The organism is Marinococcus halophilus, assembly GCF_900166605.1.
In the GTDB taxonomy this organism is placed as follows: domain Bacteria; phylum Bacillota; class Bacilli; order Bacillales; family Marinococcaceae; genus Marinococcus; species Marinococcus halophilus.
Genome location: NZ_FVZD01000005.1, coordinates 450,547 through 465,280, shown reverse-complemented (window position 1 = coordinate 465,280; position 14,734 = coordinate 450,547). Strand labels below are relative to the sequence as shown.

Here is a 14,734-nt window from a genome sequence, read left to right as displayed (position 1 = left end):
TCCTATACTTTTTGTTTCATCTCCGGGTTCTGGTCCGTGTCCCCGTTTTTGCGGATAGGGATGACCGGCATCGGCTGCGGGCTCATCTCTTCATCAGTTTTCCGGATAAAATCCTTTTCCAGTGGAATATTCACCGACCCCAGGATCGGAAGGCCCAGCACAGCTTCGAGTTCCTCTTCGGTTTTGATTTTATTATTCATGACCTCCAAAAGCAGAATAAGCCCCAGGCCGCCAAGCGCCCCGCCAAACAGAGCAACTGCCAGATGCAACAGCGGCTGCGGCGACACCGGCTGGGAAACGTCTTTCAGCTCTGCCTTGGAAAGTATACTCACATTGTCCACGTTCATAATCGAAGGCACCTTTTGTTCGAACGTTTCGGTCACGGTGTTTACGATCGCCACGGCCGCTTCAGGGTCGGCATCCCGGACTGACACGGTGGCAATTTGTGATTCATTTTCAGTCGTGACTGTCAGCTGGCGCTGAATGTCCTCCTCTGTTCGGGATGTATTCAACTCCTGCACCGCCGGCTCGATGATCGCAGGGCTTGTGAGCAGCGTATTGTAGGTATTTACAAGCTCCCTGCTCGACTGCCAGTCCTCCGATACAGGCGCCTGGTCATCACCGATGGCCGGAGTGACAAGTATTTGCGTGGAGGCCTCGTACTGGGGCTCGGCGATAAACCATATATACACCGCCCCGGCACTCAGGGCCGTAATCACCACCAGCGCAAGCAGTTTTATTCTTTTTTGGACAATGTACATTAAATCCTGAATGCGGAACGATTCTTTCATAGCGCCCTCCTTTTTGGACAATGGCCGGCTGGCTACAGCTTCTTCGTGAGTCTGTCCCCATTCGATCCGCGTCGTTCGCCACGCGAGCAGAAACCAGAGCAGCGGCTCCACAAGCAGATAAGAGGACGAGGAGTAGCTGTAGACGACAAGCGACAACGCTGTCAGGTTCGCAAGCATCAGGGACCGGTCGTCATACTTAATTGAAGTAGTGAACAGCCGCCAGACAAGGCCGGCTACAACGGCTGCCCCAAACAGCCCGTAGCGAAACAGCAGCGCACCGTGCAGAAAGTGAACGTTGTGCACTTCGGTCATCCCAAGCAGCGCAGCGCTTGTAACGGATGGATCCATGGAGCCGGACATGTCAATTGTACCGCCGGCCCCGTAGCCGAACAGCCAGTACAGCGGGTTGTTGCCAAGCGTTTCCACGATCATTTCTACTTCGTACAGCCGCTGGGCGATCGTAACGTCTTCGTCCAGATTGACTCCGGAGGAGCTTCCCATGCCCATCATGACTTCGATCCGGCTGCCAAGGGCCGTTTCGTAAAAATCGATATTCAGCATCTCGAGCACACTCCCCCCGGCAAGGACCGCTGCCAGCCCGGCGAAGCTGAATGCAAATACAAGCGTGAGTATCGGCTTCCAGCAATTTTTCACCAGCATGACAATCATCAGCACGAGCACCATGACCATGACCGTGAGAAGCAGGGAACGATTGGAGCTGATTAGCAAAAACGCAAGCGGGCCGAGCTGAAGAAGAAGCACCCCTGTGCGCGCAGTATACAGAGCGTATAAAAACAGTCCCACAAACACTACGAGAAGCGTTACCGGCACCCAGCTGCTTAAAAAATACAGCCCGAGAAGCAGCACAGCTAACACGGCGGAGGCAGGAGCCAGATACTGGTCGCGCATCCGGAGATGAATGCCGCCAAAACGAGTGAGCAGATAAATGGCCAGGCCGGTGATTAAATACGCCGTATCCGAAAGGATATACGTCCACGTATTGGCATTAGCGAGGCCGATAATGACGCTGTAGCCGATAAGCATGCTTATCAGGGCGACTGTGGCCAGATCCCCCCGCTTGAGCTCTGCCTGCCTATTCAGCATATACAGCGGCACCCAGATGAACGTTATGCCAAGAACAAGAAACAGAATGAACATGCCGCGAATATAGGGAGTATGCGAGAATCCGCCCATGCCGAGCACCTGCTTAAACAGCACGGCGCCGGCAATGTTTGTAATAAAGTAGACACCCCACAAATAATACAGCCACATTTTCCCCGTGCGGTTATAATAAAACAAAGGCTCCTGCCCCCTATCTCCCGGCTGTTTTTTATTGCGCTGCTGCTGGTGCAGCGTCAATGCACGCTATACCTGCTGGAACACAGCTTTGTATTTATCAATCGATTTCCGGCGCGTAAGATGCTCTTCCAGGTACATACGCCCTTTTTGCCCGATGGCTTCCCGCTCTTCCTCTGTTTTTTCGTAATATGTGCGTACCGCTTCGATGATGTTCTCATACTGGCCGGGTTCTATGACTACTCCGGCGCCGGAACGTTCGATAATTACGGCCGCTTCGCTGCCCTTTTCGAGCACGCCGAGCACCGGTTTGCCGACGGCGAGCACCCCGTATATTTTGCTCGGCACAGATACTCCTTTAATACCCTTTTGATTCACCACAAGGTGCACGTCAGCGGCATTCAGGGAATATTTGATGCGATCCTTCGGCTCGTACGGGAAAAAATGGACGTTTGTCAGCTGGCTGGCTGTCACGTATTCCTTCATTTCACTCTTTTTGGCTCCTTCGCCGATAAACACAAACACAATATCAGGATTATTCCGAAATGCTTCTGTGATACGGATCAGGTTTTCCAGATCGTAAAACAACCCGAGATTGCCGGAGTACATTACAATGAATTTGCCTTCGAGCTGTTTTGCATGCAGAAATTCTTCCACGCCTTTATCCGTACGTGGCTTTGGCACCAGGTCTTTTTCATCCACCCAGTTGTGAATCACTTCATAGTCCGGCGTTCCGGACGTAAACCTTTTCTGCAGCGTTGCCGCCATGTCGCTTCCGACTACAATATTCATGTCCGCGTATCGGCAGTTCAGCTTATCCACGGCCGCCGCTAGTTTTGTGATGGCTGGACTCGGTGAATACGAAACAGCCTCTGCCTGCTCCGGATTAAAGTCCTGAATGTTATAAATATGTTTCGCCCGCTTCAAAGCTTTACCGATCGTACCAATCAGCCCGCCGAGAATCGGCGGCTGGGAGACGGTGTAAATAACATCCACCCCGGTTTCTTTGAGCAGGGCACGAAGCGCTTTAACGAAATAGGCAGCCATATACCGGGCCCGGCTTACTTTGGATTGCTTGTTCACCGCAGGGAGTTTCATCCGGATTACTTTAACCGACTCGATCCATTCCAGTCGGTCCGCGAGCACGTCGTTTAACTCGCCGGCATAGTGCGGATGCGAGGTAATGACCGTCACGCGAAAATCATCCTGCAGGTCAAAGCAGAGATCGCCCATCAGCTGGCCAAGCGACGCGACATCCGGTGGAAAGTAGTTAACGACAAACACTATTTTTTTCATACGCCTGCTCCCTCTGCCTGTTCCAGCGGTTCTTCTTCGGCGGCGAAGCGGCGCTTGATAAATGCCGCCGGGTTGCCCCCGTGAATCTCATTTGCGGGGATGCTTTTCGTTACGTTACTGCAGGCAGCGGCCACCGCGTATTCTCCAAGTGTCACCCCGGGGTGGATAAACGACGAGGCAGCCGCCCAGGAGCCCCGTTCGAATGTGATTGGCGCAGTGATTAAGTCAAATGACGGCTTTTGCAGATGATGCGAGCCGGTACACAAATAAGTTTTCTGCGATACTACGCAGTGCTCGCCGATGGTGATCCGGTCGAGGCTGTAGAAAAAGGCTTCATCCCCCACCCAGGAATGGGCGCCGATGGACACTTTCCACGGATACGTGAACCGGGCACTCGAACGAATTTTGACTCCTTCTCCCACCTGCATTCCGAAAGTCCGGAGAAGCCGGCGCCGGAACGCATACATCGGGTGCAGCGATAGGCGGAACACTGTTCCCTGCACGAGCCACCAGAGCAAAATAAACCACCCCGGCCGGCCGCGGTCGTAATCAGACTGCTCATAGCGGTCAAGCTGAACCTTCATGTGCTTTCCCCTCCTCTATTGGCACCTCGCGGAATACGCCTCTCAATTTTTGTTCCCAGCTCAGGTGCTCCGCGGCGTAGCTCCGGATGTTGGCCGGAGTATTCCGGTGTCGGTGCTGCATGTATTTGAAAAACAAACGGTCAATATCTACCGGGCTCTCGTCGGCCGGCGTCCGGAATACAAACGGCAGATTAACCGGAAAATCGCTGTCTTCGGAGGCCAGGAGAAACGGAATGCCGCGGGCACAGTATTCTCTGTTTTTTAACGAGGAATCCCCAAAAAAATTGCGCCGGTGGTTGCCAAGAATCCCGATGCCCACATCCACCCCGTTCATCATTTGATCGAGTTCACTGCCGGTGAGCGTGCCGTGAAAGATGACGCGGTCCTCGACTCCTTCGGCAACTGCCAGTTGCCGGAGCTCGTCGCTGACCGGCCCGTCACCGATAATATGAAATTCCGGCCGGATCGGAGCGCGGCATTTGTTCAACCCTTTAATGATCCGGTCATAGGCATGCCACGAGGCTAGATTTGCCACTCCTGCAAGCACGAAGGCTTCGTCGGGATGGTGAAAAGCCGGCCTTTCTACTACGGGAGTGGCGGCCAGGTCGATTCCGTTTTTAATGGCGATTACTTTTGGATCTGCCACCGGAGTAATGGAGACTGCAACAATTTTTTTGACCAAAGGATAGACGCCAAACCGGAACGCAGCCTGATCCAGAACATAAGAGCCATAAGCCGGCCAGTCTGTTTTAAACGGCGCCTCGACTGGATAATCCGGAATTTCATAATACATTTTTCTTTCTTGGCGTCTGCAGCGTTGCAGCCACAGGGACAGCTGGGGCAGGACGGGCTTTACCCTCCGGATATAAATCTCCTGCACGTCCAGGCTCTCCGCGAGGGTGGCGGCGAACTGCAGAAATTCGGTCATTCGGAAATAGCTCGCAGTGCTCCGCTTCCAGGCCGGCGTTTCGACAAAAATCGCTTTTGGCGAATAATGGTGCTCCCGCACCACTTCCCGGCCGGTCCACGTGTCGTAGCATACGGCCCGGTCCTTTTGCGAGATCAGTAGATAGGCACGGCGCCCGAGCTGGTTCATCGCTCTGCACTGGGCGTAGACTTTTTTCACAAAGCCGACGGCGTCTGAATCCTCGCGAAGAAATGCCACGTACAGCAGTTTATTTTCCAAAAAAGCGCCTCCTCTGCCTGTTTATTTTCCTATTTTCAGTAAGCCCCTTTTTTTCGCAGGACGGCTCCGGCTGTTTTGAACAGAATCAGAACATCCGTACCCAGACGCTGATGGCGGATGTAATCAAGCTCGAGCTCCATCCGTTCGGGATAGGTCAAGTCACTTCGGCCGCTCACTTGCCAGAGGCCGGTCATCCCCGGCTTGGCTGATAAAAATAATTGTTTGTTTTCCGCGTATTCCTCCAGCTCCTCCGAGATAATTGGCCGCGGGCCAACAAGGCTCATCTCCCCTTTTAATACGTTGATCAGCTGCGGAAGCTCGTCCAGGCTCGTTTCGCGAAGCAGCCGGCCGGTTTTGGTAATTCGCGGGTCCCGGTCCGCGGGCAGCTTGTAGCCGTTTTGGACAAATTCGGCGTATAGCTTCTGGTCGCGGCGCAGCACTTCTTCAGCATCAACAACCATCGTCCGGAACTTATAAATATAGAACGGTTTTCCTTGGGCACCAATCCGCTTTTGCTTGTACAACATTCGACCCTTTGGCTTTTCCTGCATATACATAAAGCCAATGACCAAAAACAATGGAGACAGGAGCATGAGCATTAGAAAGGATAAAACACTGTCGATAACACGTTTGGCCTGAGCCTGGTCCATGGAGTGTTTTTCCGATTTGAGCGGCGCGCTTGATCTCTGCATTGGTCTCCCCCTCTTTTAAGTGGCCCGGACGGCTGCCGCCGCCCGCCGAAAAATAAGCGACACGCGTTAAGAAGTTTCACGGTACAGGCCCGGCGTTTGGGTTGGGCTCCGGTAATGGTTCAAATCACTTTCCACCATCATCTCCACCAGCTCCCGGAAGCCGACTTCGAGCTCCCATCCGAGCTTTTCCTTCGCCTTCGTGCAGTCGCCGAGCAGAAGATCCACTTCGGCCGGCCGTACAAACTTCGGGTCGGTCACGACGTAGTCGCGCCAGTTGAGGCCGACGTATTGAAAGGCAATATTCACCAGCTCTTCGACCGTATGCGTCTCGCCGGTCGAAATCACGTAGTCATCCGGCTCATCGCTTTGGAGCATAAGCCACATGGCTTTTACGTAGTCGCCGGCAAAGCCCCAGTCGCGTTTCGCATCGAGGTTGCCCATCCGCAGCTCGCTCTGCAGCCCGAGCTTGATGCGGGCAGCGGCATCGGTCACCTTGCGGGTGACAAATTCCATGCCGCGCCGCGGCGACTCGTGGTTGAATAAAATGCCGGCGCAGGCAAACATATCAAAGCTTTCCCGGTAATTGACGGTAATCCAGTGGCCGTACGTTTTTGCCACCCCGTACGGGCTGCGCGGCCAGAACGGCGTCGCTTCCGTCTGCGGCGTCTCGAGCACCTTGCCGAACATTTCGGAGCTTGAGGCCTGGTAAAAGCGGGCATCCGGCTTCACGATGCGGACTGCTTCAAGCATGTTGACGACGCCAACGGCGGTGATCTGGCTGGTCGCGATCGGCTGCGGCCAGGAGGTCGCGACAAATGACTGGGCCGCCAGGTTATACACCTCGTCCGGCTGCGCCTGCTGCACGGCGGTAATTAAGGAAGACAGGTCGGTCAGGTCACCGTCGATCCACTCAATCCGGTCTCTCACGTGTTCGATGTTTTCAAAGTTCGGGGTGCTTGTCCGGCGCCGGAGGCCGTAAACGGTATAGCCTTTTTCGAGCAGAAATTCCGCCAGGTACGAGCCGTCCTGGCCGGTCACGCCGGTGATGAGTGCTGATTTTGTCATAGAGAAGCAGCTCCTTTGTTTGGTTGTGCCGCGTGGCCGGTGTACCAGTCGTACGTTTTCTGCAGTCCATCGGCAAGCGGTGTCTGCGCCTGCCAGCCAAGGCTGTTCAGCCTGGTGACGTCGGTGCGCTTCCGGAACGTGCCGTCGGGCTTACTCGTATTAAATACAAATTCGCCCTCAAAGCCGGTAACATCTTTAAGCGCTTCGGCGAGCTCCCGGATAGAAAGGTCCCGACCGGTGCCGACGTTCACCATGTCGGTGCCGTCGTATTCGTTCATCAAGAATACGCACGCATCGGCGAGGTCGTCCGCGTACATAAACTCCCGGCGCGGCTCACCCGTGCCCCATATTTCCACGGCAGGGTCCCCATTCACTTTTGCTTCGTGGCACTTTCGCATCAGCGCCGGGAGCACGTGCGACGTTTCCAGGTCAAAATTATCGTGTTTTCCATAAAGGTTTGTCGGCATAGCGGCGATAAAGCGAGTGCCGTACTGGCGGTTGTAGGACTCGCACATCTTTAGGCCGGCAATTTTTGCGATGGCGTACGGTTCATTGGTCGGTTCAAGCGCCCCGGTTAAAAGCGCCTCCTCCCGGATTGGCTGCGGAGCATGTTTTGGATAGATGCACGTACTGCCTAAAAACAACAGCTTTTTCACGCTGTGCGTGTAGGCTGCGTCAATGACGTTTGTCTGAATATATAAGTTATCGCGGATAAAATCCGCCGGATAATCGTTGTTTGCAGTAATGCCGCCAACCTTTGCGGCTGCCAGAAACACGTAATCGATCGAAGAGGACTGAAAAAAAGCGTCTACGTCCGTTCGGTTTCGCAAATCAAGCTCGCTGCTTGTCCGGTACACCAGGTTCGTATAGCCTTCGTCCTGCAGCTTCCGCAGAATCGCGGAGCCTGCAAGCCCCCGGTGCCCAGCTACATATATACACGCATGTTTTTCCATTCAGGCTCCTCTTTTCCTTTAAGATTTTGGTGTTGTGCAGTGCCTGCATCCATTCAAAACAGATGGCTGAAGTCTGAATGCCAATGGTTTTCTAATTGCGGCAGCATTGTATGCGCAGCTGCCACAGGTAAACCGGAGGCATTGAACCTCTCCTCACGCAGCGCTGTTGACGATAAACGTCTAAGGCTTTTCTAAAAGCCCTTAGCACTGCCGAGTGCCTCCACGTGATACCGGTGCAGGAGACATGACCGAACGGTTTTGAAAAAGCCTATTTAATAAATTTGGCCGCGGAGCCGTTGTGGGCGCGCAGCACGTCATCCCACGTGTCATGGAGCCGGACGGTGTCGTCGTCGCTGATGTCGATGCCAGTCTGCACCTCTACAATCTCCAGATCGATGGTGGCCCGGAGCGCGTGCTTCGTTCCGGCCGGCAGATGGACAACGTCGCCCGCTTTGATGCGGTACATATGGTCGTCGACCGCAATTTCCCCCTCCCCGCGTACGACCGTCCATACTTCATCACGGTTATGGTGATAGTGAAGCGTTGAGTTTTTGCCGGCCTCGAGCTGGATGCGTTTGGTAATCATCATCTGCCCGTCCGGGTACTTGGCGTAATCGAGCACCCGTGACCATCCCCACAGCCGCTCCTCATACATCTGCGGGTAGCGGAAGTCCTTGATCAGCTCTTTAATCTGCGAGCTCGACTCTTTGCTGGCAACAATGATGCCGTCGGGACTCGATACAATCACCATGTTGCTGGCATCAATGACGGCAACCGGAATATCAAGCTCGTTCACAAGATGCGTGTTGACCGAGCTTTCGGAAATGATGCCTTTGCCTGTCTGGCTGAAGGCGATCTCCTCGGTGAGCGTGTTCCAGGTGCCAAGGTCCTTCCAGTCGCCCTCGTATTGTAAAACAGTAATCTTTTCGGCCTTTTCCACCACCCGGTAGTCAAAGCTTGTCTTCGGCACAGTATGATACCGGCTTTTCAAAAGCTCATATTCAAACGGCAGCCCCTCCTCTTCGAGAATGCCGAGCAGGTAAGCCATCGTAAAACCAAACACGCCGCAGTTCCAGAGCGCCTGTCGTTCGATGAGCTCCCGGGCCCGGTCTTCATCCGGCTTTTCCGTAAAGGCCTCGACGACAAAAGCATTTGTATCCTTTCTCCGGCTCCCGGGTACAATGTAGCCGTATTTGGTAGACGGATATACGGGCTTCACCCCAATAAGGGCCATATCACTCGTGCCTTCCTGAATCAGCCTCTCCAAAAGTTTGAAATTTTCAAAAAAACTTGTGTCTACGAAGGCATCCACCGGAAGCATCACAATGACTTCCTCCGGAGACGCTTTTTCTACGGAAAACAGGTAGCTGGCCGCAAGCGCGACAGCGGCGAACGTGTCCCGGCGCTCCGGCTCCATAACAAGCGGAACATTTTCGCCGAGCTGGCGTTTGATCAGGTCCTTCTGCGACTCCGAGGTGGCGATCACCGCCGATGAAGCAAGCCCGCAGGCTTCAAGCTGTCTCCATACCCGCTGGACCATGGATTCTTTTTCCCCGTCCGGTCCGTCGAGCACCTTGAGAAATTGTTTGGATCTCGTGTCATTCGACAGCGGCCACAATCGTTTTCCCGAACCTCCGGACAACAGGACTAAGCGCATGTTCCTTCCTCCTTGTTTATTGAAATGTTGGACAGAATTACCTTACGTTCGTTTAAAAAAAGCACGTTTCTTGTGCAGGGGTTCCGGCGGGTCCACGAGTGCCGGGGATCCGACCAGCAGGCGTTTGGTGTTTTCCTGCATTTCCCGGGACTTTTTCAGCCCGAGCACTGCAGCGGTCTGCTCGTAGGCAGGCTTTAAGCGAAAAGGGATGCTGTCTGCCTGCGACGCGATAAAATGAGCCAGGTTTTTCCGCAGCAGCTTCAGGGCGAAGCGCTGTCGTTTCCGGCCGTTTCTCCCGGCCACCGCTGCAGCACTCACCTGGCCCAGGGCGCCGTGAGAGACAAAATAATACAACGGTTCTTCTGTTTCAGGGTATGCCCCCAGCCGCTCAGGATGCGTAATGATCGGGATATAGCCTTCCATCTGCATTGAATAAAACAGCGTTTTGATTAAGGCGAAGGAATCGTCGGACTGGATTTCCACGAGTACGTAGTTGGTGTCTTCAAGCGGCAGGAGCCGGCCGGAAAGCAGGTCCTCCACCATACCGGGGTAGAGCGTCATTTCATGGCCGCTTTTCACGTGAAGTGGAATGCTTTCATTCCGGAGCCGCACGTTAAAGTCCAGCACGGCTTCTTTAACGGTCAGGCCTTCGTTTTCGTACACGCCGGGCCGGAAATGCGGCGTGGCAAAAACCGTCTGGATATTATTTTCCACGGCCTCTCTGGCGATGATGATGCTTTCGTTGATTTCCTCCGGCCCGTGGTCAAGTGCAGGTAGTATATGCGTGTGTATATCGATCATCCGGCGCCTCCCAGGTTTCTATTGTTTTAAGAAGGAAGGGCCCTCACGCCCGGCCGGCACGGTTTTTTTCTTCCTCCCACCGGCACAGCGCCTGCAGTCCCTTATCAAGCGATACTTCGGGATACCAGCCGTACCGGTTGATTTTTGACGTGTCGAGCGTTTTTTTTCGTATTCCTCCGGCCCTGGCACTCGTAAAAAATACAGCGCCCTTATAGCCAGTCACCCGCTTAATCAGCATGACGAGCTCCTTGGAAGTGATTTCCCGCTCGGTGCCGATGTTGATTGGCCCTTTCTCATGGTAGTCGTTCATGACAAACACGCAGCCGGACGCCAGGTCTTCCCCGTAAATAAACTCCTGAAAGGCAGGCTCCTTTTCTGGTATTTCCACCTTCGGCAGCCACTGGTCACGGGCCTCGATACATCGCCGGACTGCCTCAGCCACGATGCCGGTGGACATTTCCATATCCTGTTCCGCGTACATTTGCGGAGCCACAGCAACGTGAAAATTCGTATTGGAAGCCCGGTTATACGCCCGGCAGAGCGCGATGCCTTCCCGCGTCACCTGCGTTTTTTCGGCATACACCTCGTCAACAATCCCCCGCTGGAGAAACGTTTCCTTCAGCGGCTGCGGAGTGTACTTGGGGTACACATGGATATCACCGAGGTACAGCAGCTTTTTCACGTTGTAGCGGGCAGCGGCTTCAAGCACGTTCGCCTGCTGGCGGCGCCTTTCGAGAAGCCCTTTACTGCTGTTGGATTCTGCATATTCATAGCCATCGGTCATGAACACATAATCAATGTTTTCCTCCGCGAAGAACATGTTAACGGCCCGGATGCTTTCTGTTCCGGAGCTCGTGCTTTCGAGTACGGCCACGTTTTCATATCCATGCTTTAGAAGATAGTGATAAATCGCGCTGCCTGCCCGTTCCTTATGATTGGTTACGTAAATCCTCGCCTGTTTATCCACGCCGGCGCCCTCCTTTTATGATACTTTTTCTTTCTCTCTGCCCACGCTGATCAGCACCTGCTCAATATGGTTTAACATGGACGTCGTCGCAAACGTGACGGTCGTTCCTTCCCCGAGATAAAACTGCTTGCCCCAGTGCGGCGAATTCTCCTCCACTTCAATCACGTATTCCACCGGGGAGCTCCGCTTCGGGTCAGGAGTAATATAGATCGTTTTCCAGTGAATTCCTTTCAGCTGCTCATGCAGCTCATCCCAGTATAAGTATTGCTTGATCAGCGATTCCATCTGGCCGTGCAGATAGTAATCTTTATTTACTTTGTAGTAGCGGCGGTTTTTAACCCAGCGGTCGGTAATTAAATTCATGTCGTACAGTCTCCGCAGTTCGAGGCGGATCGCGTTCGTTGATTCCTTGCATTCGCGCACGAGCTCGCGCAGATACGTTTCCTCCTCGGTTAAATAAAATTTCATTACGAGACGCAGTCTTGTTTTGGATGTGACCAGTTGATGCAAGATCATCTCCCCCTCCATTCCTTTCAGCTGTACAAAATTGGTGCTGCGCCGGCCTGTCTATAATATAAGTGCCGGCGGTGTGACCCTTACCCCGTTCAGCAGCAGATGCGCGTTTTTCTGCATCCGCTGCCATTCATCCAGCCGCTGCATTTTTGCGAACTGCCGGTACACCTGGTCGAGGCAGAACGGCTGGTCGTACGCACTGCAGGCGTTGGAGGCGATAAAATGCACGAGCTTCTTTTTTAAAAAATATTTTGCCCAGCGCCTGTCGCTTCTCCCGTCCCGGCCAAGCAGCGCCCCGGCGCTGACCTGCACGGCTGCTCCTTCGTTTACGAGCGTCTCGACGCCCCCGCGCCTCTGGTGGAACATCTGCAGCCGCTCCGGCGATGAAAGAATGGGAATAAACCCCGAACTGTACAGTTTTTTAAGCATCTGCCGGACATATAGGAAACTGTGAGTCTCATTCATATGAACGAGTACATAATTGGTATGCTCGAGCGGCAGAATTCGTTTTTTCTCCAAATCTCTTTCCATCCCGTCATACAGAGTGACCTCCTGACCGGAACGGACACGGACCGGAATGCGGGCTTTCAGCAGCTGAAAATTCAAAAATTTTACTGCTTCCGTGACGAAAACAGCGCCGAAATCATATGACGGATACCGGTATCTCGGCGTTGCATAAATAATGCTCACCCCGGCCTCTGCTGCCTGCCTGGCCATCTCCAGGCTTTCTTTTAACGTATTTGGCCCATGGTCAAATCCGGGAAGGATATGGGCATGCATTTCAATCATGTACTCACCTCTTTCATTTGAAGTAAGAAATATGGCCTACGTTAGATTTTTTAGAATATTTTGCCTGTTGCCGTTTCTTTTATATTAATAGTCCAGTATAATTATTAATAGTAATTACCTAGTCATTAATAATCACACAAATGTTAATAGTCATATGACTTTTTCTGGGACGAAGGAACTTTACGAAGGATGACGGAGCGGAAGGGAGCGGGATTGCATGAACCGCCGCCAGCGAATCTTCATGTATACGATCCAATTCATCGCCATCATCGCAGCCGGACTGTTCGTGTACATGGAGTCGCCGGACGAGCGGTGGCTTGCCGCAGCCCTGTGCTGGTTGTTTGGTATGATCCAGGTTATCCGGCTTGTGCTTCTCGCCGTGCCGCTCGCCCGTTTTTCCTCTGTGGCAGTGATCGGCCTCCAGTTTTTGACCGCCTGTGTGGTGCAGGTGATCGCTGGGGGCTTTGTACCCCAGACGCTTTTTTTCGTCCTGATCGCCGAGCTTGGCTACCGGGCTCCGCGCCGGTTCAGCTTTCCATTTATGCTTTTGTCCTACACTGCCTTTGTGGGGGCCACGGCTTACCATGAGGACTTTCCGGGGCTTGCCGGTATCAGCTTTGTCCTGCCCCGCTTTATTGAATACATTCTGTTCTGGGGCTTCAGCTACCTGGCCCAGCGCTCCACCCAGCAGCGAAACGAGCTGCAGCGGGCCTATGACCGCCTGCGCCTGTACCACCGGGAAATAGAGGATAAATCCATCATGCAGGAGCGGCTCAAGCTCTCCAGGGATATTCATGACAGCGCGGGGCATTACTTAACCACCTCCATGATGGCGCTGGAAACGGCCAAGCGGCTGCTTGAAAAGGGCGAAGTCGAAAAAGCCCGTACCCAGCTGCAGACGTCCAAGCATCAGGTGCAGGAGACGATGAAGGAAATACGGAAAACGGCACATTCCATGGCACACACCGATGGGTTTATTGACCTGGCAGCAGCGCTTGAAGGACTTCTCGTCTCGACCCGTGACACCTCGGATGTACGGGTCGAATGGCACTTTGACAAGCCGCTTCCCGTACTTCGGGCAGAGCAGGAAATGCTTTTGTACCGGATGCTTCAGGAGGGGCTCACTAACGGTCTCCGTCACGGGGGATGCACGTATTTTTCCTACACCTTGTCCACCCAGGTGCCCGGCCAGCTTGTCGCCCGCCTCGAGGACAACGGGCGTACCGTTACGAAAAACGTCAGCTTCGGCTTTGGCCTCCGCGGGCTTTCCGCCCGGGCGGAAGAGCTCGGCGGCCTGCTTCGCTTTGAAGCTCTTCCGGGAGGAAAAAACGGCATGGCGCTCGAGCTCCGCCTGCCGGTCAGGGACCCCAGCCCGTACGCCCCTTAAAGAGACAGTTGATTTTTTAAACACTCAGCACCGGCAACAGGAAAAGCTTGAAAAGGAGGATTCATAGATGGAAACCGTTCGGATAGGGATTGTGGATGATCATGCCATTGTCCGGGACGGACTGGCCATGATTATGGAACTGGAAGAGGACCTGGAAGTGGCGGGGATTGCGAGAAACGGCGCCGAGGCAGAAATAATGCTCACCAACGAGCAGCCGGACGTGGTCATGCTTGATGTATATCTTGAAGGCAATAACGGCATCGAATGGCTGCCCGATTTTCAGCTGACATCCCCCAAAACAAAGTTCATCATGCTGAGCTCTTATGTGGACGCGGAAAATGTCATTCAGGCACTGACTAACGGCGCGAAGGGATTTCTTTTGAAGGATTGGGAAAGCGAGGAGCTCGTGCGATGTGTGCGCCAGGTCGCCCGCGGGCAGATGGTGCTTCCGACCTCCGTGTCGGAAACGCTGAGCGACCAGCTCGCTGCCCGGAACCGCAAGGACGGAGCGCCGCATTTTCAGGAAACGGAGGACACGACTACGCTCTCTCTGCAGGACCGCCGGATCGTGGACCTGCTTCTTGCCGGCTATTCCAACCAGGAAATCGCGGACACGCTGTTTTTAACGCTCGGCACGGTGAAAAACTACCTGACTGCCATCTACCGGAAAATCGGCGTCCGCAACCGCCGCGAAGCGATGGCCTACTTTCAGCAGCGACATAAAGAAACCGGCTCCTGAAGGCCAGGAGCCGGTTCG

General features: G+C 53.9%; 14 protein-coding genes. 2 read left to right on the top strand and 12 right to left on the bottom strand.

Going from position 1 to position 14,734, the window contains the following annotated elements:
* Positions 1–2: 2 nt before the first annotated feature.
* From B5066_RS04720 to B5066_RS04665, 12 genes are all read right to left on the bottom strand, one after another.
* Positions 3–2,090: a Wzz/FepE/Etk N-terminal domain-containing protein gene (locus tag B5066_RS04720; RefSeq protein WP_143745394.1), complete on the bottom strand. Its 2,088-nt coding sequence runs from the start codon at positions 2,088–2,090 to the stop codon at positions 3–5.
* A gap of 66 nt (positions 2,091–2,156) precedes the next feature.
* Positions 2,157–3,383, bottom strand: a complete 1,227-nt coding sequence (locus B5066_RS04715; protein ID WP_079474793.1) for a glycosyltransferase family 4 protein — start codon at positions 3,381–3,383, stop codon at positions 2,157–2,159.
* Positions 3,380–3,967 carry a putative colanic acid biosynthesis acetyltransferase gene (locus tag B5066_RS04710; protein WP_079474792.1) on the bottom strand — a complete coding sequence of 196 codons (588 nt, stop codon included), beginning with the start codon at positions 3,965–3,967 and terminating at the stop codon, positions 3,380–3,382. The genes B5066_RS04715 and B5066_RS04710 overlap by 4 nt, the downstream gene beginning before the upstream one ends.
* Positions 3,951–5,153 (bottom strand): glycosyltransferase family protein, encoded by a 1,203-nt coding sequence (locus B5066_RS04705; RefSeq protein WP_079474791.1) that lies wholly within the window; start codon positions 5,151–5,153, stop codon positions 3,951–3,953. Before B5066_RS04705 ends, B5066_RS04710 begins: the two co-directional genes overlap by 17 nt.
* A gap of 35 nt (positions 5,154–5,188) precedes the next feature.
* On the bottom strand, positions 5,189–5,845 hold the full coding sequence (locus tag B5066_RS04700; RefSeq protein WP_079474790.1) for a sugar transferase: 657 nt from the start codon (positions 5,843–5,845) through the stop codon (positions 5,189–5,191).
* A 66-nt stretch (positions 5,846–5,911) separates the two neighbouring features.
* Positions 5,912–6,910: a GDP-mannose 4,6-dehydratase gene (gene gmd / locus B5066_RS04695; RefSeq protein WP_079474789.1), complete on the bottom strand. Its 999-nt coding sequence runs from the start codon at positions 6,908–6,910 to the stop codon at positions 5,912–5,914.
* Positions 6,907–7,863 (bottom strand): GDP-L-fucose synthase family protein, encoded by a 957-nt coding sequence (locus B5066_RS04690; protein ID WP_079474788.1) that lies wholly within the window; start codon positions 7,861–7,863, stop codon positions 6,907–6,909. The genes gmd and B5066_RS04690 overlap by 4 nt, the downstream gene beginning before the upstream one ends.
* A 268-nt stretch (positions 7,864–8,131) precedes the next feature.
* On the bottom strand, positions 8,132–9,520 hold the full coding sequence (locus tag B5066_RS04685; protein ID WP_079474787.1) for a sugar phosphate nucleotidyltransferase: 1,389 nt from the start codon (positions 9,518–9,520) through the stop codon (positions 8,132–8,134).
* Positions 9,521–9,562: 42 nt separating this feature from the next.
* Entirely contained in the window at positions 9,563–10,321 is a 759-nt protein-coding gene (locus tag B5066_RS04680) for a tyrosine-protein phosphatase (protein ID WP_079474786.1), read from the bottom strand.
* Positions 10,322–10,364: 43 nt separating this feature from the next.
* Positions 10,365–11,288 carry an NAD-dependent epimerase/dehydratase family protein gene (locus B5066_RS04675; RefSeq protein WP_079474785.1) on the bottom strand — a complete coding sequence of 308 codons (924 nt, stop codon included), beginning with the start codon at positions 11,286–11,288 and terminating at the stop codon, positions 10,365–10,367.
* Between the two features lie 15 nt (positions 11,289–11,303).
* Positions 11,304–11,798, bottom strand: a complete 495-nt coding sequence (locus B5066_RS04670) for a winged helix-turn-helix domain-containing protein (RefSeq protein WP_079474784.1) — start codon at positions 11,796–11,798, stop codon at positions 11,304–11,306.
* Positions 11,799–11,855: 57 nt separating this feature from the next.
* Positions 11,856–12,590, bottom strand: a complete 735-nt coding sequence (locus B5066_RS04665) for a tyrosine-protein phosphatase (RefSeq protein WP_079474783.1) — start codon at positions 12,588–12,590, stop codon at positions 11,856–11,858.
* A 217-nt stretch (positions 12,591–12,807) separates the two neighbouring features.
* On the opposite strand from B5066_RS04665, the gene B5066_RS04660 reads away from it, so the two are divergent.
* The gene (locus B5066_RS04660) at positions 12,808–13,977 is read left to right on the top strand and encodes a sensor histidine kinase (protein ID WP_079474782.1); all 1,170 of its coding nucleotides are present in this window, start codon (positions 12,808–12,810) and stop codon (positions 13,975–13,977) included.
* Between the two features lie 67 nt (positions 13,978–14,044).
* Positions 14,045–14,716: a response regulator gene (locus tag B5066_RS04655; RefSeq protein ID WP_079474781.1), complete on the top strand. Its 672-nt coding sequence runs from the start codon at positions 14,045–14,047 to the stop codon at positions 14,714–14,716.
* Positions 14,717–14,734 lie beyond the last annotated feature (18 nt).

Bases quoted from the DNA above. Each gene is read 5' to 3' on its own strand.
- gmd (WP_079474789.1), bottom strand. From the start codon at position 6,910: ATGACAAAATCAGCACTCATCACCGGCGTGACCGGCCAGGACGGCTCG.
- B5066_RS04715 (WP_079474793.1), bottom strand. From the start codon at position 3,383: ATGAAAAAAATAGTGTTTGTCGTTAACTACTTTCCACCGGATGTCGCG.
- B5066_RS04680 (WP_079474786.1), bottom strand. From the start codon at position 10,321: ATGATCGATATACACACGCATATACTACCTGCACTTGACCACGGGCCG.
- B5066_RS04700 (WP_079474790.1), bottom strand. From the start codon at position 5,845: ATGCAGAGATCAAGCGCGCCGCTCAAATCGGAAAAACACTCCATGGAC.
- B5066_RS04690 (WP_079474788.1), bottom strand. From the start codon at position 7,863: ATGGAAAAACATGCGTGTATATATGTAGCTGGGCACCGGGGGCTTGCA.
- B5066_RS04665 (WP_079474783.1), bottom strand. From the start codon at position 12,590: ATGATTGAAATGCATGCCCATATCCTTCCCGGATTTGACCATGGGCCA.
- B5066_RS04655 (WP_079474781.1), top strand. From the start codon at position 14,045: ATGGAAACCGTTCGGATAGGGATTGTGGATGATCATGCCATTGTCCGG.
- B5066_RS04685 (WP_079474787.1), bottom strand. From the start codon at position 9,520: ATGCGCTTAGTCCTGTTGTCCGGAGGTTCGGGAAAACGATTGTGGCCG.
- B5066_RS04710 (WP_079474792.1), bottom strand. From the start codon at position 3,967: ATGAAGGTTCAGCTTGACCGCTATGAGCAGTCTGATTACGACCGCGGC.
- B5066_RS04660 (WP_079474782.1), top strand. From the start codon at position 12,808: ATGAACCGCCGCCAGCGAATCTTCATGTATACGATCCAATTCATCGCC.